Here is an 18,215-nt window from a genome sequence, read left to right as displayed (position 1 = left end):
CGCCCCAGACCCCCGGCTGGTTTCACTCACCCGGCCAATCGGGCCGCCGCTTCTCGTTGAACGCCGCCACCCCCTCCGCCCGGTCCCCCGAGAACGCCACCGACCGCCATGCCGCGTCCTCGACCTCCAGCCCGGCCCGCAGGTCGAGCCCGTGCCCCAGGCGCAGTGCCCGCTTGGCGGCCCGCAGGCCGACCGGGGAGTTCGCGGCGATGCGCGCGGCCAGCTCCAGCGCTGCCTCGCGGTCGCGCCCCTCCTCCACCAGCTCGTCCACGAGCCCCAACTCCCGTGCCTCCGGGGCCTGCAGACGCCGTGCCGTGAAGATGAGCTCGGCCGCCCGCGCGGCCCCCACCCGCCGCGGCAGCAGCTGCGTACCGCCGCCGCCCGGGATGACGCCCACGGACACCTCCGGCAGCCCCACCACCGCCGTACGGTCGGCCACGATCAGGTCGCACGACAGGGCCAGCTCGAAGCCCCCGCCCAGGGCGAACCCGTGCACCGCCGCGATCGTCGGCACCGGCAGCTCCAGGACCCCGGTGTAGGCGGCCCGCGCGACCGGCCGCTGCCGGAGCAGGTCGGCGTCGGTGAAGGAGTTGCGCTCCTTGAGGTCGGCCCCGACGCAGAACGCCCGCTCGTGCGTGGACGTCACCACGACCACCCGTACGTCACGGTCCGCGGCGAGTGCCGTGCAGGCCGCGGCGATCGACCGCGCCATCTCGCTCGACACGGCGTTCATGGCCTTGGGCCGGTCGAGGACGAGTTCCGCGACATGCCCGACGTCCCCGACACCCTCGTCGTCATGTCGCCGCACCACCACGAACTCCCCGAACCGCTCCTCGCCCATGACACCCTCCGGTTAACGCGGGTTAACAACCGTCGGCCCGATCATTGCAGGGTTTCGTTCCGTTGTCCCCGTTCGGGTGACATCCCGCCCAACTCCCGCCACACCGCCCATGGGAGCGCATACGGTGCGTCCGCCACGGCGCACAGGGGAGCGCGGGCGCAAAGGGGGAGGGGACATGATGACGGTGACGGCGGAAACATCGATGAGGCGCGGCCGCCATCGCAGGCCCCGCCCCCGCAAACTGCTGTTCGCCGTCAGCGGCCTGGCCCTGGCCGCGGGCGCCCTGAGCCTCGTGCGGATGGCACCGGATTCGGGAAGCGCCGGTCTAGGCACCACGGAGGCGGACCCCGGCCAGGACCCGGGCACCGACCAGTCGAGCACCGCTGTGGCCGCCGTCGCGGCCGCACCCCGGGTGAGCCCGTCGGCGACCTACGCGATGGGCGGGGCGACGACGACCCCGACGGCGCCTTCCACCGTCGCGTCCTCACAGGCGGCGGCACCGAGACCGAGCCTGGCGCCCACTCCGGTCACCACAACGATCCCGGTCACACCGGACACCCCAGCGCCCACGACCGGTCCGCAGCCGCCTGCGACACCAGCTCCCGCTCCACACCCGACTCCGACACCCGCCCGCACGACGCCTCCGCCGACCCCGCAGCCGGACGAGTCCGACCTGTGCGTACCGGTCATCGGCCTGTGCGTGGACCACCCCGACGCCGACTGAGGAGCGCCCTGAAGGGGCGCGGGGCTGTATCAATATGCGGCTCCGCCGCGTGGGCGCGACCAGCCACGACGAAGCCGCACCCGAAAGACGCCCCATCACCGCCCCGCGGCGGAGCCGCAAAAAGCAGACCCGGCGGGGTGCTCAACCCCGCCGCGTCAGGAGCCATGGCTCGACGACGCCAAGCCCCCGCACCGGCCGCTGCCACATGGGCTGCAGCGCAAACCGGTACACCGGCGGCTCCTCCCCCTCCTTCTCCGCCGCGGCAGCCGCCTCGGCCGCCTCGGCCTCGGAGGCCGGCGCCTCCCCGGTGCGGATCAGCTCCTGGGCGAAGTCGGCGTCGACCAGGACGGCGTCACGCGGGGCTATCGACGTCAGCCGGGAGGCCAGGTTCACCGTCGTACCGAAGACATCGCCCATACGAGTGGTCACCGTGCCGAAGGCGATGCCGACCCGCAGCTCGGGCATCGTCTCGTCGTTCGCCATGGTCTCTATGAGACGCAGCGCGATCTCGGCGGCGATCCCGGCGTCGTCGGCCGCGTAGAGCACCTCGTCGCCCAGCGTCTTGACCAGCCGGCCGCCGTGCGCGGCGACCAGGTCGGCGGCGGTGGTCTCGAAGGCCTCGACGAGTTCGCCGAGTTCCTCCTCCTCCATCCGGCGGGTCAGGCGGGTGAAGCCGACCAGGTCCGCGAAGCCGACGGCCAGGCGCCGGTCGACCATCTCCTCGTCGTCGGCGGCCTGCACCACCCGCCCGGCGGAGGCGGCGAGCTGGCGCCGCCAGACGTAGACGAGGAACTCCTCCAGCTCGGGCAGGAGCAGTTCGACGATCGGGTACGTCACCTCGGTGCGGGTCATCCCGGGTTCCGGGGGCTCGGTGAGGCCCTCCAGGAAGGAGTCGATCTGCCACTCGGCGAGCCGGGCGGTGGTCTGGCCGGTGGACCGGGCCACCTGCACCGCCATCGCCTCGCTCAGCAGCCCGGCCTCGACGAGGCCGGACAGACGGCGCAGCGCCAGTACGTCGGCCTCGGTGAGCGCCTTGGCCTGTCCGATGTCGGCGAAGCCCATGGCCCGCCAGAAGCGGGTGGCCAGCTCCACGGAGACGCCGGCGCTGCGGGCCGCCTGAAAGGGGGTGTAGCGGCGCTCCGCGCCGAGGATCAGGTGCTCGAGACGCAGGGCGAGCGGGTCCTCGCCGGGATCGGCGGCGTGGGGGTCCACCCGGCCGTCCGCGCCCGTGCCGGAGCCCGTGTCGTCGACGGTCACGCCTGCTGCCCTTCCGATCTGCCACGGTCAGGTATCGACCGGCCTCAACTGTACGGCAGGTGTGCGGTAGCTCACTCCGTTCGGGCGCCGGCAGGGGTGGTCACCCCTGAGCCGGTCGCAGGTGAACGACGTCTCCCGCGCCCACTGGTTCCTGCACCCCGTCCGCCGTGGCGATCACCAGCCTTCCGTCGCCGTCCACCGCCACCGCCTCCCCGGTGATCGACCGGTCGCCCGGCAGCTCCGCGCGCACCGTCCTGCCCAGCGTCGCGCAGCCCGCCGCGTACGTCTCCTGCAGGCCGCTGACCGAAGGATCGCCGCCCGCGTCGCGCCAGCGCCGGTACCACTCCTCCAGGGACCGCAGCATGGCCCGCAGCAGGGGGTCGCGATCGGTGCTCACCGCTCCCGCGAGGGCCAGCGAGCCCGCCTGCGGCACCGGCAGTTCGTCCTCCCGCAGGGTGACGTTGATGCCGACCCCGATGACGACCCCGTCGTCCCCGGCCCGCTCGGCGAGGATGCCGCCGGCCTTGCGTTCCTCGCCGCCGATGGAAACAAGCAGGTCGTTGGGCCACTTGAGTGCCGTGTCGACGCCCGCGGAGCGGGACAGCCCGGTGGCCACGGCGACCCCGGTGAGCAGCGGCAGCCAGCCCCAGCGGGCGACCGGCACCTCGGCCGGGTTCAGCAGCACGGAGAAGAAGAGGCCCGAGCGGGCCGGTGCGGACCACTGGCGGTCCAGGCGGCCCCTCCCGGCGGTCTGTTCCTCGGCGACCAGGACGTACCCCTCGCCCGCCTTGCCCGCGCCCGCCAGGGCGACCAGGTCGGAGTTGGTGGAGCCGGTGCTGCGCACCACCTCCACCTCGCGCCACAGCCCGCCCTCCTGCACGAGCCCGCGCCGCAGTGCGGCGGCGTTGAGCGGAGGCCGGTCCAGGTCGGACCAGCGGCTGTCGTCTGAAGCATCTCGCGGCGTCATGCAAGCCACCCTAGGTGTGTGAAACGCCGCACTGCTGATTCGTAGCGCCCCCACTACTCTACGGATGAGTAACCGTCCCCCCTTTTGAGCAGGCAGGGAGCCGCGATCCCGATGTCCGAGCCGGAAGAGATCGATATCCACACCACCGCGGGCAAGCTCGCGGATCTCCAGCGTCGTATCGAGGAAGCGACGCACGCCGGCTCCGCACGCGCCGTCGAAAAACAGCACGCCAAGGGCAAGTTGACGGCCCGTGAGCGGATCGAGCTCCTCCTCGACGAGGGCTCCTTCGTCGAGCTGGACGAGTTCGCCCGGCACCGGTCGACGAACTTCGGCCTGGAGAACAACCGCCCGTACGGGGACGGCGTGGTGACCGGTTACGGCACCGTCGACGGCCGTCCCCTCGCGGTCTTCTCCCAGGACTTCACCGTCTTCGGCGGCGCCCTGGGCGAGGTCTACGGCCAGAAGATCGTCAAGGTCATGGACTTCGCGCTGAAGACCGGCTGTCCGGTCATCGGCATCAACGACTCCGGCGGCGCCCGCATCCAGGAGGGAGTCGCCTCCCTCGGCGCGTACGGCGAGATCTTCCGCCGCAACACCCACGCCAGCGGTGTCATCCCGCAGATCAGCCTGGTCGTCGGCCCCTGTGCGGGCGGCGCGGTCTACTCCCCCGCGATCACCGACTTCACGGTCATGGTCGACCAGACCTCGCACATGTTCATCACCGGCCCGGACGTCATCAAGACCGTCACCGGCGAGGACGTCGGCTTCGAGGAGCTGGGCGGCGCCCGCACCCACAACTCCGCCTCCGGCGTGGCGCATCACATGGCCGGGGACGAGAAGGACGCCATCGAGTACGTCAAGCAGCTGCTGTCGTACCTGCCGTCCAACAACCTCTCCGAGGCCCCGGTCTTCGCCGAGGAGGCGGACCTGGCGGTCACCGCCGAGGACCTCGAACTGGATGCGATCGTGCCGGACAGCGCGAACCAGCCGTACGACATGCACACGGTGATCGAACACGTCCTGGACGACGCCGAGTTCTTCGAGACGCAGCCGCTGTTCGCGCCGAACATCCTCACCGGGTTCGGGCGGGTGGAGGGCCACCCGGTCGGCATCGTCGCCAACCAGCCGATGCAGTTCGCGGGGTGCCTCGACATCGACGCGAGCGAGAAGGCGGCGCGCTTCGTGCGCACCTGCGACGCCTTCAACATCCCGGTCATCACCTTCGTCGACGTGCCGGGCTTCCTCCCGGGCGTCGACCAGGAGCACACCGGCATCATCCGCCGCGGCGCCAAGCTGATCTACGCCTACGCCGAGGCGACCGTCCCGCTGATCACGGTGATCACCCGCAAGGCCTTCGGCGGCGCCTACGACGTCATGGGCTCCAAGCACCTCGGCGCGGACCTCAACCTCGCCTGGCCGACCGCCCAGATCGCCGTCATGGGCGCCCAGGGCGCGGTCAACATCCTGCACCGCCGCACGATCGCGGAGGCGGAGGCCGCCGGGGACGTGGAGGCGACCCGCGCCCGTCTGATCCAGGAGTACGAGGACGCCCTCCTCAACCCCTACATCGCGGCCGAGCGCGGCTACATCGACTCGGTGATCATGCCGTCCGAAACCCGCCGCCACGTCGTACGCGGCCTGCGTCAGCTGCGCACCAAGCGGGAATCCCTGCCCCCGAAGAAGCACGGCAACATCCCCCTCTAGGAGCCGCCATGACGATCAAGGTCGTACGGGGCAACCCGACCCCGGAGGAGCTGGCCGCCGCCCTGGCGGTGGTCCGAGCCCGCGCCGCGGCGGAAGCCTCCGTCCCGCCGGGCGCAACACGAGACAGGGACTCCTGGTCGGACCCGGCCAGGATCGCAAGCCACCGCTTGCCCCAGCCCGGGCCCACATCATGGGCCCGCACATACTGGCCGGGGTAAGCGATGGCTCTTTAGGGGCGCGGGGCTGTATCGATATGCGGCTCCGCCGCGTGGGCGCGACAAGCCCCCACCGGGCCCGCAGCCGACAACGAACCGCTGCGGGCCCCAAACTTGAGTACGGGTACTCAGGCACCGTCCCCCGCCCAAGCCCCACGCTGGTGGCATGCTGTGGTCCGACCCTGAGAACGAGCCGCCCAAAGAACTCCGCGACATGCAGGAGATGCTGCGGCGGCTCGGCCTCCTCATGGCGTTGGCCATGATCCTCGCGATGGTCGTGATCGGCCTGAGGTGACCCTCACCGCCGCAGCGATGTGCGGCTCCGCCGCGTGGCACCCCACGGCTACGCTGACCGCATGACAGATGCGCCCCGCCGCCGCCTCATCCTCGCCTCCCAGTCCCCCGCCCGGCTGAACCTCCTGCGCCAGGCAGGCCTCGCACCGGAGGTGATCGTCAGCGGCGTGGACGAGGACGCCGTGACCGCCCCCACCCCCTCCGAACTCGCCCTCGCCCTCGCGGAGGCCAAGGCCTCCGTCGTCGCCGCCAGGCCGGAGGCGCACGGCGCCCTGGTGATCGGCTGCGACTCCGTGCTGGAGCTGGACGACGAGGCCCTGGGCAAACCCGCGGACGCCGAGGAGGCCACGGCCCGCTGGAAGTCGATGCGCGGCCGCACGGGCATCCTGCAGACGGGGCACTGTGTCTGGGACACGGCGAACAAGCGGTACGCGTCCGGCACCGCCTCCACCGTCGTCCGCTTCGGCGACCCCTCCGACGAGGAGATCGCCGCCTACGTCGCCTCCGGCGAACCCCTCCATGTCGCGGGGGCGTTCACGCTCGACGGCCGCAGCGCGCCGTTCATCGAGGGCATCGACGGCGACCACGGCAATGTGATCGGCATCAGCCTGCCCCTCGTCCGCCGGCTCCTCGCCCAGCTGGGCGTCGGCATCACGGAGTTGTGGGCGCCGGCGGAGAGCTGACGGGGGATCCCCCCTCGCCCTTGCTGCCGCCGTCGCTCTCGGGGCCGGGTGCCGCGGGCGGGACCGCGTCCGTGGGTTCGGCCGGACGGTCGTACGTCATCAGGAGCAGCACGATGAGGGCGAGCACGACCACCATGAACAGGAACGCGGTCCAGCCCACCAGCCCCCATACGAAGGCCCCCAGCAGCCCGTGCACGACCGCGGCGCTGATCAGCAGGATGCGCCCGAAGCCGGCCGGCGGGCGGTCGCGGATCGCCACGAGGAGCGCGACCAGGCCGCACAGGGCGAAGTAGAGGCCGAAGACGACACCGCCGATCTTCGAGGAAGCCGACATCATGTCGGGGTCGAGGCCGGCCAGCGACATGTCCTGCCGGTCGACGACCACCCCCAGGAACCAGTTCAGCGCCGCGATGCCGAACGCCTCCACGAAGAGCACGACCGCCACGACCCACGCCACCGGTCTGCGCACCACCGGGCCCCACCCACTTTCGACTGCCGCCCGAGGGGGTCGGCCAAGGCTGCTGCTACCTCGAGTACGTACGAGACATCGCGAACGCTACTAACGGGTAAACCTCGGGACAAGGGTTCTGCGGGCGGCAAAGATTCGTTGGGCCATTCGTAGGGACTCCACAAAGAAACGGAGTGGCCCGCAGCACGCTCTCACAGAGACCTTGACCACATGGGAGAGCTAGGGTTTCCGGGAGGAGTCCTGCGTACCGAGGTGCGACAAGGGATTTCGCGGGTCGAGCAAGCCTCGCATCACGCTCCGTGTGGGCAAGCTCACCACTGGGGACGGGTCGTAGTGCCGTGTAGCCAGTCCCTAAACTCGGCTTGTTTCAAGGAGGGAGCCTCAATCGTGCGCAAGGTGCTCATCGCCAACCGTGGCGAAATCGCTGTCCGCGTGGCCCGGGCCTGCCGGGATGCCGGGATCGCGAGCGTGGCCGTCTACGCGGACCCGGACCGCGACGCTCTGCATGTCCGCGCCGCGGACGAGGCGTTCGCCCTGGGCGGTGACACCCCGGCGACCAGTTACCTGGTGATCGACAAGATCCTGAACGCGGCGCGCGAGTCCGGCGCGGACGCCGTCCACCCCGGATACGGCTTCCTCTCCGAGAACGCCGACTTCGCGCAGGCCGTCCTGGACGCCGGGCTGATCTGGATCGGCCCGCCCCCGCAGGCCATCCGCGACCTCGGCGACAAGGTCGCCGCCCGGCACATCGCCCAGCGCGCCGGCGCCCCCCTGGTGGCCGGCACCCCCGACCCGGTCTCGGGTGCGGAGGAGGTCGTCGCCTTCGCCGAGGAGCACGGTCTGCCGATCGCCATCAAGGCCGCCTTCGGTGGTGGCGGCCGCGGTCTGAAGGTCGCCCGCACCCTCGAAGAGGTGCCCGAGCTCTACGATTCCGCGGTGCGTGAGGCCGTGGCCGCCTTCGGCCGCGGCGAGTGCTTCGTCGAGCGCTACCTGGACAAGCCGCGGCACGTGGAGACCCAGTGCCTGGCCGACCAGCACGGCAACGTGGTCGTCGTCTCCACCCGTGACTGCTCGCTGCAGCGCCGCCACCAGAAGCTGGTCGAGGAGGCCCCGGCGCCGTTCCTGTCCGAGGCTCAGGTCGCCGAGCTGTACTCGTCCTCCAAGGCCATCCTCAAGGAGGCCGGCTACGTCGGCGCGGGCACCGTGGAGTTCCTCGTCGGCCTCGACGGGACGATCTCCTTCCTCGAGGTCAACACGCGCCTCCAGGTCGAGCACCCGGTCACCGAGGAGGTCGCCGGCATCGACCTGGTCCGCGAGATGTTCCGCATCGCCGACGGCGAGGAACTCGGCTACGGCGACCCCGAGCTGCGCGGGCACTCCTTCGAGTTCCGCATCAACGGCGAGGACCCGGGCCGCAACTTCCTCCCGGCCCCCGGCACCGTCACCACCTTCGCCCCGCCGTCCGGCCCGGGCGTGCGGCTGGACGCGGGCGTCGAGTCCGGCAGCGTCATCGGCCCGGCCTGGGACTCCCTGCTCGCCAAGCTGATCGTCACGGGCGCCACCCGTGAGCAGGCCCTGCAGCGCGCGGCCCGCGCCCTGGAGGAGTTCCAGGTCGAGGGCATGGCGACGGCGATCCCCTTCCACCGTGCGGTGGTCAAGGACCCGGCGTTCGCCCCCGAACTCACCGGCTCCGCCGAGCCGTTCACGGTCCACACCCGCTGGATCGAGACCGAGTTCGTCAACGAGATCCCCGCGTTCGCCGCCCCGGCCGAGGCCGAGGCCGAGGAGGACTCGGACCGCGAGACGATCGTCGTCGAGGTCGGCGGCAAGCGCCTGGAGGTCTCCCTGCCGTCCTCGCTGGGCATGTCCCTGGCCCGCACCGGCCTCGCGGCCGGCGCCAAGCCGAAGCGCCGCGCCGCCAAGAAGTCCGGCCCGGTCGCCTCCGGCGACACGCTCGCCTCGCCGATGCAGGGCACGATCGTCAAGGTCGCCGTCGAGGAGGGCCAGGAGGTCAAGGAGGGCGACCTGGTCGTCGTCCTGGAGGCGATGAAGATGGAACAGCCGCTGAACGCCCACAAGTCCGGCACCATCAAGGGCCTGTCCGCCGACGTCGGCGCGTCCGTCAGCTCCGGCGCACCGATCTGCGAGATCAAGGACTGACCGGGCACGACATCCCGAGGCGCCCGGCGGACTGAAGCACTCAGTCCGCCGGGCGCCTCGTTTCCGCCCGTTCCGATGGCATGCTGGAGGCAGACCGGGGCGCGCGCGAGGGCAGGTGGGAGGCATGGTGGGCACGACGGCTGCGGGGACCGCGGCGAACGGCGGCACAGAGCTGACGCCGGCGCCCCCGCGCGTCATGCGTGCCGACGCCCGCCGCAACTACGAACGGCTGCTCACCGAGGCCCGCGCCGCCTTCGCCGCGCACGGCGCGGACGCGTCCCTGGAGGACGTGGCCCGGCGCGCGGGCGTCGGCATCGGCACCCTGTACCGTCACTTCCCCAACCGTCACGCCTTGTTGAGCGCCGTCTTCGAGGAAGCGGTGAGCGACCTCCTGGACCGCTCCCACGAACTCCTGAACGCCCCCGAGCCGTGCACGGCCCTGGTGACCTGGCTGCGCGAGATCATCACCCACGCCGGCGAGTACCGCGGCCTGGCCCTGGCCCTGATGTCCGTGACCTCCGACGCCACCTCGGCCCTGGCCAGCTGCAGCACCCCGATGCACGAGGCGGGCGCCGCCCTGCTGAAGCGTGCGCAGCAAGCAGCCAAGGTCCGCGAGGACGTCACCATCACCGACCTCCTCCAACTCACCAACGCCATCGCACTGGCGGCAGAGGAATCCCCGTCAGATCCCCAGTTGGCAGACCGCTTGCTGACACTCACCTTGCGGGGCCTCAGGGCCGGTTGAGTTATAGCCGCCCTGAGGGGAGCGCCCCTTAAGGGGCGCGGGGCTGTATCGATTTGCGGCTCCGCCGCGTGGGCGCGACAAGCCACAACCGGCCCGCACTCGCGCAACAACACAAACCCCTACGGCGAATAGGCAATAACCCTACCGCCGCCGCAAATCGGCAACCCGGGCCCTCTCCCGCTCCCCGGTGGAACCGTCAAGCATCGCCGCCGCCCGAAGGCCGGAGGCCCCCGGCTGCCCGCGCCGCGGCCCCGGCAGGGCCACGTCCCGGCGCGCCTGGCGCGGGGGGACGGAATCACCGCCCGAATTCCCCGAGGCCCCGGCCACAGCGATCTGCACGCCCTGATCGGCGAGCGCCTGCAACTCGGTCGCGGCCCGATCGTCATGCACCGGCGGCTCATCGGTCACCAGCCGGGTGATCACATCCGTCGGCACGGTCTGGAACATCGTGTCCGTACCGAGCTTGGTGTGATCGGCGAGCACGACGACCTCCGCGGCCGCCTGCACCAGCGCCCGGTCCACGGACGCCGACAGCATGTTGGACGTGGACAGCCCGCGCTCGGCGGTGAGCCCGCTCCCGGACAGGAACGCACGGGACACCCTGAGCCCCTGCAGGGACTGCTCGGCGCCGCTGCCCACGAGGGCGTAGTTGGAGCCGCGCAGGGTGCCGCCGGTCATCACGACCTCCACGCGGTTGGCATGGGCCAACGCCTGGGCGACCAGCAGGGAGTTGGTGACGACGGTGAGCCCGGGGATCCGGGCGAGCCGGCGGGCCAGCTCCTGGGTGGTGGTTCCCGCCCCGACCACGATGGCCTCGCCTTCTTCCACGAAGTTGGCGGCGAGGTCGGCGATGGCCGTCTTCTCGGCGGTCGCGAGATGTGACTTCTGCGGAAAGCCGGACTCCCGCGTGAACCCGCCCGGCAGTACCGCACCGCCGTGCCGGCGGTCGAGGAGTCCTTCTGCCTCCAGTGCGCGCACGTCCCGCCGTACGGTCACTTCGGAGGTCTGGACGACGCGGGCGAGTTCACGGAGCGACACGGCCCCGTTCGCTCGCACCATTTCGAGGATCAATTGGCGACGTTCTGCAGCGAACACGAAACTGACAGTAACGCGGGCGACCGTCTGCTTTCAGCTGTTTGCGCCGAATAGCAGAAGTTGTTCGCACAGGAGGGCGGGAAGTGGTATAGGGCCTACCCGCCCCGCCTATGCCGTACGCATGCTCGACAACTCCCTGTGACCAGCGGGGAGTCGGTTTCGGCCGTCAGACCTCGCCGCCGGTCTTGCGGGTGTGGAGCTGCCGCGCGACCTCCGCGATCGACCCCGAAAGGGAGGGGTACACGGTGAACGCGTTCGCGATCTGTTCGACCGTCAGATTGTTGTCGACGGCGATCGAGATCGGATGGATCAGTTCCGAGGCGCGCGGGGACACGACCACACCGCCGACCACGATGCCCGTGCCCGGGCGGCAGAAAAGCTTCACGAAGCCGTCGCGGATGCCCTGCATCTTGGCGCGCGGGTTGCGCAGGAGCGGGAGTTTGACCACCCGGGCGTCGATCTTGCCCGCGTCGACGTCGGCCTGTGTGTAGCCGACGGTCGCGATCTCCGGGTCGGTGAAGACGTTGGACGAGACGGTCTTCAGGTTCAGCGGGGCCACCGCGTCGCCGAGGAAGTGGTACATGGCGATACGTCCCTGCATGGCGGCCACGGAGGCGAGGGCGAAGACGCCCGTCACGTCTCCGGCGGCGTACACACCGGGAGCGGTCGTCCGGGAGACCTTGTCGGTCCAGATGTGACCGGACTCGCGCAGCTTGACGCCTGCCTCCTCCAGACCCATGCCCTCGCTGTTGGGGATGGCGCCGACCGCCATCAGGCAGTGGCTGCCGGTGATGACACGGCCGTCGGAGAGGGTGACCTCGACGCGGTCGCCGACCCGCTTGGCGGCGGCGGCGCGGGAGCGGGCCATGACGTTCATGCCGCGGCGGCGGAAGACGTCCTCGAGGACGGCGGCGGCGTCCGGGTCCTCGCCGGGCAGCACGCGGTCCCGGGAGGAGACGAGGGTGACCTTGGAGCCGAGGGCCTGGTAGGCGCCGGCGAACTCGGCGCCGGTGACACCGGAACCGACCACGATGAGCTCCTCGGGGAGCTCGTTCAGGTCGTACACCTGCGTCCAGTTGAGGATGCGCTCGCCGTCGGGCTGGGCATCGGGCACCTCGCGCGGGTGGCCGCCGGTCGCGATCAGCACGGCGTCGGCGGTGAGGGTCTCCTCGGTGCCGTCGGCGGCGGAGACGATCACCTTGCGGGAGCCGTCGAGGGCCTGCATGCCCTCCAGGCGGCCGCGGCCGCGCATGACCCGGGCGCCGGCGCGGGTGACGGAGGCGGTGATGTCGTGGGACTGGGCCAGGGCGAGCCGCTTCACACGGCGGTTCACCTTGCCGAGGTCCACGCCGACCACCCGGGCCGCCTGCTCCAGCGGCGGGGTGTCGTCGGCGACGATGATGCCGAGCTCCTCGTACGAGGAGTCGAAGGTGGTCATCACCTCGGCCGTAGCGATAAGGGTCTTCGACGGTACGCAGTCGGTCAGCACCGACGCCCCGCCCAGACCGTCGCAGTCGACGACGGTCACCTCCGCGCCGAGCTGGGCGGCCACCAGGGCCGCCTCGTATCCGCCGGGTCCGCCACCGATGATCACGATCCGAGTCACGTACCCCATTGTCCCGCACCGCTCAAGGTGCCACTGCCCGGGGGCGGGGCAATGGGTTGGCAAGGGGCCGCTGATACGTCAGGGGTGCGTGGGTCGGCTGCCGTACTCTCGACCCATGTCGCTCTACGCCGCGTACGCCGGCAACCTCGACGCGCGGCTGATGACCCGCCGCGCCCCGCACTCGCCGATGCGCGCCACGGGCTGGCTGAACGGCTGGCGGCTGACGTTCGGGGGCGAGCACATGGGCTGGGAGGGCGCCCTGGCGACGATCGTCGAGGACCCGTTCTCGCAGGTCTTCGTCGCGCTGTACGACATCGCGCCGCCGGACGAGGAGTCCATGGACCGCTGGGAGGGCGTCGGTCTGGGCGTCTACCGCCGGATGCGGGTGCGGGTGCACACGCTGGAGGGCGAGGAGTCGGCGTGGACGTACGTCCTGGACGGGTACGAGGGCGGTCTGCCCTCGGCGCGGTACCTCGGGGAGATCGCGGATGCGGCGGAATCCGCGGGAGCTCCACACGATTACGTGATGGAACTACGCAAGCGTCCCTGCTGAGGGTCCCCGCCTCTAAGCTGGGGGGATCGACGCACCAAGGGGAGAGCGCATGGCCCCCACGACCACGTACGACGTCTACTACACGGTGCAGGCTGCCGCGGCCCGCGACCGGCTCGACGACCGGCAGCGCACCGCGTTCGACAAGGGCATAGCCCTGCTGGCCCGCGACCCCTTCGTCGATGTGTCCCGCCCCATAAGCTCCACGGGGGACGACCGCACGATCCGGCTCACCCAGAACGTCCTGGTGGAGTACACGGTGAGCCGCGGCCGCCTGCTGATCTTCATCGTCGAGGTCTTCAACGACAAGGACGTCCTCATCCCCGACGCATGACCGCCCACCCCGCGCGGCGGCTTCGTTGGAAACGACAAGACAACGATCGCCATCCCGTGAGCTCTGCCATCTACGCGCGTAGGCGTTGAGCGGCTACTCTCGACGCGTGAACGCATCTCTTCTTCCGGACGACATCCAGGGCGACCCGCACGCCGCCGCCGACGCCGCCGCCGCGCGCCTGCGCGAACTGACCGGTGCCGAGACCCACGACGTCGCCCTCGTGATGGGCTCCGGCTGGGCACCGGCCGTGGACGCCCTCGGCGCACCCGACGCCGAGCTCCTCGTCACCGACCTGCCCGGTTTCCCGCCGCCGGCGGTGGAGGGGCACGGCGGCAAGATCCGCTCGTACAAGATCGGTGAGAAGCGGGCCCTGGTGTTCCTGGGCCGTACGCACTACTACGAGGGCCGCGGGGTCGCCGCCGTCGCGCACGGCGTCCGTACCGCCGTCGCCGCCGGCTGCAAGACCATCGTGCTGACCAACGGCTGCGGCGGGCTGCGCGAGGGCATGCGGCCGGGGCAGCCGGTGCTGATCAGCGACCACATCAACCTGACGGCGACGTCGCCGATCGTCGGCGCGAACTTCGTGGACCTGACCGACCTGTACTCGCCGCGGCTGCGCGCCCTGTGCAAGGAGATCGACCCGAGCCTGGAGGAGGGCGTCTACGCCCAGTTCCCCGGCCCGCACTACGAGACGCCGGCCGAGATCCGGATGGCGCGGGTGATCGGGGCGGACCTGGTGGGCATGTCGACGGTGCTGGAAGCCATCGCGGCGCGTGAGGCGGGTGCGGAGGTACTGGGTATCTCCCTGGTGACGAACCTCGCCGCGGGGATGACGGGTGAGCCGTTGAACCACGAGGAGGTTCTGCAGGCGGGGCGGGACAGCGCGACGCGGATGGGATCGCTGCTGGCCCAGGTCCTCGGACGGCTGTAGGCAACGCAGGGGCCTCCGGTCCCCGGACCCCCCGCTCCTCAGACTCCCCCACTGCCTCAAGGGCGTGGGGGGACCCCAAGGGGCTGGTTTTGACGAACACGAGAGGTTGACCCGGACGTGCACCACGAACTGCTGACCCGCGCCAACGCCTGGCTCGGCGAGGACCCCGACCCGGAGACCCGCGACGAGCTGGCCAAGCTCATCGAGGCCGGTGACGTCGCGGAGCTCGAAGAGCGCTTCAGCGGCACCCTCCAGTTCGGCACCGCGGGTCTGCGCGGTGAGCTGGGTGCCGGGCCGATGCGGATGAACCGGGCCGTCGTCATCCGTGCCGCGGCCGGTCTTGCCGCGTACCTCAACGCCAAGGGGGAGCGCGGCGGGCTCGTCGTCATCGGCTACGACGCCCGGCACAAGTCCGCGGACTTCGCGCGCGACACGGCGGCCGTGATGACGGGCGCGGGCTTCCGGGCCGCGGTGCTCCCCCGCCCGCTGCCCACGCCCGTGCTCGCCTATGCGATAAGGCACCTCGGCGCGGTCGCGGGCGTGGAGGTCACCGCCAGCCACAATCCGCCCCGGGACAACGGCTACAAGGTCTATCTGGGGGACGGTTCGCAGATCGTGCCGCCGGCCGACGCGGAGATCGCCGCCGAGATCGACGCGATCGTCTCCCTGGACGACGTGCCGCGTCCGGAAGCCGGCTGGGAGATTCTCGACGACCGCGTCCTGAACTCCTATCTGGCGCGTACGGAGGCGGTGCTCTCCGCCGGTTCCGCGCGCACCGCCCGCACCGTGTACACCGCGATGCACGGCGTCGGCAAGGACGTCCTGCTCGCCGCGTTCGCCCGGGCAGGTTTTCCCGAGCCCGTCCTGGTGGCCGAACAGGCCGAGCCTGACCCGGACTTCCCGACCGTGGCCTTCCCCAACCCGGAAGAGCCCGGCGCCATGGACCTCGCCTTCGCGCAGGCCCGCACGACCGACCCCGACCTGATCATCGCCAACGACCCCGACGCCGACCGCTGCGCGGTGGCCGTGCGGGACGGCGGCGACTGGCGGATGCTGCGCGGTGACGAGGTGGGCGCGCTGCTCGCCGCCCACCTGGTCAGGCGCGGCGCCCGGGGCACCTTCGCCGAGTCGATCGTCTCCTCCTCCCTGCTCGGCCGTATCGCCGAGAAGGCGGGTCTGCCGTACGAGGAGACCCTCACCGGCTTCAAGTGGATCGCCCGCGTCGAGGGACTGCGCTACGGCTACGAGGAGGCCCTCGGCTACTGCGTGGACCCGGACGGGGTGCGCGACAAGGACGGCATCACCGCCGCGCTGCTGATCACCGAGCTGGCCTCCGAGCTCAAGGAGGAGGGGCGGACCCTGCCGGACCTCCTCGACGACCTCGCCGTGGAGCACGGGCTGCACGCCACCGACCAGCTCTCGGTCCGGGTGGAGGACCTGTCGGTCATCGCGCGCGCCATGCGGCGGCTGCGGGAGCAGCCGCCGACCGCGCTCGCCGGCCTCGCCATCACCAGGGCCGAGGACCTCACCCGGGGCACCGGGAAGCTGCCGCCCACCGACGGGCTGCGCTACACGCTCGACGGCGCCCGCGTCATCGTCCGCCCGAGCGGCACGGAGCCCAAGCTGAAGTGCTACCTGGAGGTCGTGGTCCCCGCCCCCACACACGCCGACCTCCCGGCCGCCCACGCCACCGCGAACGACCTCCTCGCGGCGATCAAGCGGGACCTGTCGGCGGCGGCGGGCATCTGAGCGGCACCGCTCGGACCCGCGCCACCTCGAAGGGGCGCCCTGGGCCATCGGCCCGGGGCGCCCCTTCGAGGGTTGTGCCACAGCAGCCCGAGCGATGCCGGTGCCCCCGGCGGCTCAGGCGCGGGTCAGCCCGTAGCCGCCAGGATCGCCAGCAGTACCGCGCCGGCCAGCGCGGGCCCCGCGATCTCGTATGCCCAGCGCACCGTCACCTCGCCCTGCGCCGTCCCCGTCCGCTCATGGGTTTCGAGCAGTTCGCGCAGATCGTCCATGATCTTGTCGCTCTCGGCGCGGACGGGTCCCTCCGGGACAGCGGTGCCGCCCGGGAGTCCGCCGGTTCCGAAGGCACCGCCCAGACGGCCCCGCCGGCCCCGGCCGCTCGCGTCCACCGTGGCCCGGGCCTCCTGTCGCGCCGCCCTCTTCCGGGCGCGCAGCGAGACGGGGACGGCCCACAGCTGGTACTTGCTCCCGGACTTCACGACGACCTCGTTGGAGTAGCCGGACCGCAGCAGGGCGACCTCGCTCCAGGGCACCACGACGATGCGGAAGGGGTTGCGGATGCGCAGCCGCTCGGCGTTGGCGTGGACGGCGGGGCGCAGCGTGAAGGCCAGGATCAGCGGCACGACGAGGATCAGCGTGGCAAGCGCCAGCCACGGGGTGCGGCCGTGCCCGGAGACGATCGCGTCGATGCCCAGCCAGCCCGCGATGGCAAGCAGCAGGACGCCGCCGGCGAGACCCCCGGACGACCGGTAGGCCCGGTCCTTGTACTGGGGGGCAGGGGGCTGCGGTGCTGGTGACTCGTGGTCCGGGGTCGTCATACCGCCGATTCTGCCCGACGGCCACGACGATGCCCGTACGCGGTGCCTGCGCACTTGATGAGCGGCCGGGGGTGTACAGCCGCTACGCGCGTAGATATGCTCGTCTGGTGACCATGCCCACCACTGCACCCAACGCAGCCCACGCACTCGAAGACGTCACCGCGTCCGACAGCACGCTGCGCCGCTTCCTTCACGGGCTGCCCGGCGTCGACGCGGTCGGTCTGGAGGCGCGCGCCGCCTCGCTCGGCACCCGTTCCATCAAGACGACCGCGAAGGCGTACGCCATCGACCTCGCCATCTCGATGGTCGACCTGACGACGCTGGAAGGCGCGGACACCCCGGGCAAGGTCCGGGCGCTCGGCGCCAAGGCGGTCCATCCCGATCCCACGGACCGTACGACCCCCGCGACCGCGGCCGTCTGCGTCTATCCCGACATGGTGCCCGCCGCGAAGGAGGCCGTCGCCGGCTCCTCCGTGAAGGTCGCCTCGGTCGCCACCGCCTTCCCGGCGGGCCGCGCCCCGATCGCCGTGAAGCTGGCCGACGTCCGCGAGGCCGTCGCCGCGGGCGCCGACGAGATCGACATGGTCATCGACCGCGGGGCGTTCCTCGCGGGCAACTTCATGAAGGTGTACGACGAGATCGTCGCCGTGCGGGAGGCCTGCGGCGCCTCGGCCCGCCTCAAGGTCATCTTCGAGACGGGTGAGCTGTCGACGTACGACAACATCCGCCGCGCGAGCTGGCTCGGCATGCTGGCGGGCGCGGACTTCATCAAGACGTCCACGGGCAAGGTCGCGGTCAACGCCACCCCCGCCAACACCCTGCTGATGCTGGAGGCCGTGCGCGACTTCCGCGCGCAGACCGGGATCCAGGTCGGTGTGAAGCCCGCCGGCGGCATCAGGACGACCAAGGACGCCGTGAAATTCCTCGTCCTGGTCAACGAGACCGCGGGCGAGGACTGGCTGGACAACCACTGGTTCCGCTTCGGCGCCTCCTCGCTCCTGAACGATCTGCTGATGCAGCGTCAGAAGCTGGCCACCGGCCGCTACTCCGGCCCCGACTACGTGACGGTGGACTGA

The 18,215-nt window shown here is 71.4% G+C and carries 19 protein-coding genes; 12 read left to right on the top strand and 7 right to left on the bottom strand.

Annotation, left to right across the window (positions count from 1 at the left end):
* Positions 1-22: 22 nt before the first annotated feature.
* Entirely contained in the window at positions 23-841 is an 819-nt protein-coding gene (locus tag ACWCRD_RS11600) for an enoyl-CoA hydratase/isomerase family protein (RefSeq protein ID WP_450965648.1), read from the bottom strand.
* Between the two features lie 175 nt (positions 842-1,016).
* On the opposite strand from ACWCRD_RS11600, the gene ACWCRD_RS11595 reads away from it, so the two are divergent.
* Positions 1,017-1,565, top strand: coding sequence for a hypothetical protein (locus ACWCRD_RS11595; RefSeq protein ID WP_450965647.1), 549 nt, complete (start codon positions 1,017-1,019; stop codon positions 1,563-1,565).
* Between the two features lie 141 nt (positions 1,566-1,706).
* Here ACWCRD_RS11595 and ACWCRD_RS11590 read toward each other — a convergent pair whose 3' ends face one another.
* Entirely contained in the window at positions 1,707-2,822 is a 1,116-nt protein-coding gene (locus tag ACWCRD_RS11590) for an adenylate/guanylate cyclase domain-containing protein (RefSeq protein WP_115906251.1), read from the bottom strand.
* Between the two features lie 100 nt (positions 2,823-2,922).
* Positions 2,923-3,789: a biotin--[acetyl-CoA-carboxylase] ligase gene (locus ACWCRD_RS11585; RefSeq protein WP_450965646.1), complete on the bottom strand. Its 867-nt coding sequence runs from the start codon at positions 3,787-3,789 to the stop codon at positions 2,923-2,925.
* Between the two features lie 111 nt (positions 3,790-3,900).
* Between ACWCRD_RS11585 and ACWCRD_RS11580 the strand changes: the two genes are divergently transcribed.
* The 4 genes from ACWCRD_RS11580 to ACWCRD_RS11565 all read left to right on the top strand — a co-directional run bounded on the left by ACWCRD_RS11580 (position 3,901) and on the right by ACWCRD_RS11565 (position 6,685).
* Positions 3,901-5,493 carry an acyl-CoA carboxylase subunit beta gene (locus tag ACWCRD_RS11580; protein WP_450965645.1) on the top strand — a complete coding sequence of 531 codons (1,593 nt, stop codon included), beginning with the start codon at positions 3,901-3,903 and terminating at the stop codon, positions 5,491-5,493.
* Between the two features lie 8 nt (positions 5,494-5,501).
* A complete protein-coding gene (locus ACWCRD_RS11575) occupies positions 5,502-5,711 on the top strand; it encodes an acyl-CoA carboxylase epsilon subunit (protein ID WP_450965644.1) in 210 nt (69 codons plus the stop codon).
* 163 nt (positions 5,712-5,874) lie between these two features.
* A complete protein-coding gene (gene mmpB, locus ACWCRD_RS11570; protein WP_344404440.1) occupies positions 5,875-6,003 on the top strand; it encodes a morphogenic membrane protein MmpB in 129 nt (42 codons plus the stop codon).
* 61 nt (positions 6,004-6,064) lie between these two features.
* Entirely contained in the window at positions 6,065-6,685 is a 621-nt protein-coding gene (locus ACWCRD_RS11565) for a Maf family protein (RefSeq protein WP_450965643.1), read from the top strand.
* Here ACWCRD_RS11565 and ACWCRD_RS11560 read toward each other — a convergent pair.
* Entirely contained in the window at positions 6,654-7,157 is a 504-nt protein-coding gene (locus tag ACWCRD_RS11560) for a hypothetical protein (RefSeq protein ID WP_450965642.1), read from the bottom strand. The genes ACWCRD_RS11565 and ACWCRD_RS11560 overlap by 32 nt on opposite strands.
* 384 nt (positions 7,158-7,541) lie before the next feature.
* Between ACWCRD_RS11560 and ACWCRD_RS11555 the strand changes: the two genes are divergently transcribed.
* Positions 7,542-9,314: an acetyl/propionyl/methylcrotonyl-CoA carboxylase subunit alpha gene (locus ACWCRD_RS11555; RefSeq protein ID WP_450965641.1), complete on the top strand. Its 1,773-nt coding sequence runs from the start codon at positions 7,542-7,544 to the stop codon at positions 9,312-9,314.
* Positions 9,315-9,510: 196 nt separating this feature from the next.
* Positions 9,511-10,059 (top strand): TetR/AcrR family transcriptional regulator, encoded by a 549-nt coding sequence (locus tag ACWCRD_RS11550; RefSeq protein ID WP_450965835.1) that lies wholly within the window; start codon positions 9,511-9,513, stop codon positions 10,057-10,059.
* Positions 10,060-10,200: 141 nt separating this feature from the next.
* On the opposite strand, the gene ACWCRD_RS11545 is transcribed toward ACWCRD_RS11550, so the two are convergent.
* Together ACWCRD_RS11545 and ACWCRD_RS11540 are read right to left on the bottom strand one after the other, a co-directional pair.
* Positions 10,201-11,154: a DeoR/GlpR family DNA-binding transcription regulator gene (locus ACWCRD_RS11545; RefSeq protein ID WP_450965640.1), complete on the bottom strand. Its 954-nt coding sequence runs from the start codon at positions 11,152-11,154 to the stop codon at positions 10,201-10,203.
* Positions 11,155-11,320: 166 nt separating this feature from the next.
* A complete protein-coding gene (locus ACWCRD_RS11540; protein ID WP_115906258.1) occupies positions 11,321-12,769 on the bottom strand; it encodes an NAD(P)H-quinone dehydrogenase in 1,449 nt (482 codons plus the stop codon).
* Between the two features lie 106 nt (positions 12,770-12,875).
* Here ACWCRD_RS11540 and ACWCRD_RS11535 point away from each other — a divergent pair, with 106 nt between their 5' ends.
* From ACWCRD_RS11535 to ACWCRD_RS11520, 4 genes are all read left to right on the top strand, one after another.
* Positions 12,876-13,313, top strand: coding sequence for a gamma-glutamylcyclotransferase (locus tag ACWCRD_RS11535; protein WP_275775213.1), 438 nt, complete (start codon positions 12,876-12,878; stop codon positions 13,311-13,313).
* Between the two features lie 49 nt (positions 13,314-13,362).
* The gene (locus ACWCRD_RS11530; protein WP_450965639.1) at positions 13,363-13,644 is read left to right on the top strand and encodes a type II toxin-antitoxin system RelE family toxin; all 282 of its coding nucleotides are present in this window, start codon (positions 13,363-13,365) and stop codon (positions 13,642-13,644) included.
* Between the two features lie 106 nt (positions 13,645-13,750).
* A complete protein-coding gene (locus ACWCRD_RS11525; RefSeq protein WP_450965638.1) occupies positions 13,751-14,575 on the top strand; it encodes a purine-nucleoside phosphorylase in 825 nt (274 codons plus the stop codon).
* A gap of 117 nt (positions 14,576-14,692) precedes the next feature.
* Positions 14,693-16,324, top strand: a complete 1,632-nt coding sequence (locus ACWCRD_RS11520) for a phospho-sugar mutase (RefSeq protein ID WP_450965637.1) — start codon at positions 14,693-14,695, stop codon at positions 16,322-16,324.
* Between the two features lie 125 nt (positions 16,325-16,449).
* Here the strand turns inward: ACWCRD_RS11520 and ACWCRD_RS11515 are convergent, their stop codons facing one another.
* Entirely contained in the window at positions 16,450-17,139 is a 690-nt protein-coding gene (locus ACWCRD_RS11515; RefSeq protein ID WP_450965636.1) for a PH domain-containing protein, read from the bottom strand.
* A 113-nt stretch (positions 17,140-17,252) separates the two neighbouring features.
* Here ACWCRD_RS11515 and deoC point away from each other — a divergent pair, with 113 nt between their 5' ends.
* On the top strand, positions 17,253-18,215 hold the full coding sequence (deoC, locus tag ACWCRD_RS11510; protein WP_450965834.1) for a deoxyribose-phosphate aldolase: 963 nt from the start codon (positions 17,253-17,255) through the stop codon (positions 18,213-18,215).

The organism is Streptomyces sp. NPDC002092 (assembly GCF_053593775.1).
The sequence above is the reverse complement of the archived record's forward strand: the minus strand, read 5'-3'. Positions and strand labels throughout refer to the sequence as shown.